This window comes from Delftia sp. ZNC0008 (genome assembly GCF_000799035.1).
Lineage (GTDB): Bacteria > Pseudomonadota > Gammaproteobacteria > Burkholderiales > Burkholderiaceae_C > Comamonas > Comamonas tsuruhatensis.
This window is the reverse complement of the sequence record NZ_JTKZ01000399.1, coordinates 1-547: the sequence shown is the minus strand read 5'-3', so window position 1 is coordinate 547 and position 547 is coordinate 1. Positions and strand designations below refer to the sequence as shown.

1 protein-coding gene is annotated in these 547 nt (G+C 67.5%); it reads left to right on the top strand.

Annotated features, from left to right (window positions below; translation table 11 throughout):
• A partial coding sequence (locus L995_RS33835) for a portal protein (RefSeq protein ID WP_047472239.1) occupies positions 1 to 547 on the top strand: 547 nt, incomplete at both ends.

The window sequence follows — 547 nt, the reverse complement described above, 5'->3', positions numbered from 1 at the left end:
CTTCCGCGAGGATTCCACGCGCGTGCCCTATGGCTACGTGCGCGGGCTGATCTACCAGCAGGACAGCTTGAACAGCGGCACGGCGCTCATGCGCTGGGGCCTGTCCGCCTACCGGGTCGAGAACACCAAGGGCGCGACACAGATGCCGGACGCGGTCCTGCGGCGCACGATCGGCCGGCGCAACGCCCATGTGGTGCTGGACCAGGAGCACATGGCAAAGCCTGGCGCGCGCTTCGAGGTCAAGCGAGACGTGCAGCTCACCGAGCAGCAGCACCAGCTCATGAACGACTGCCGCGCGGTCTTCGAGCAGCTGTCCGCGGCGCCAGCGGCATTCACCGGCCAGCGCGGCAACGCCACCAGCGGCCTGCAGGAACGCACTCAGCTGGAGCAGGCCAACCAGGCGCTGGGCGAGATCATGGGCAACTTCCGCCGCGCGCGAACGCTGATGGGCGAGATGCTGCTGTCCATGATCGTCCAGGACCTGGGCGCCAAGGAAAAGACGGTGATCATCGAGGGCGATGCCGTCACCGAGGACCGTTCGGTGGTG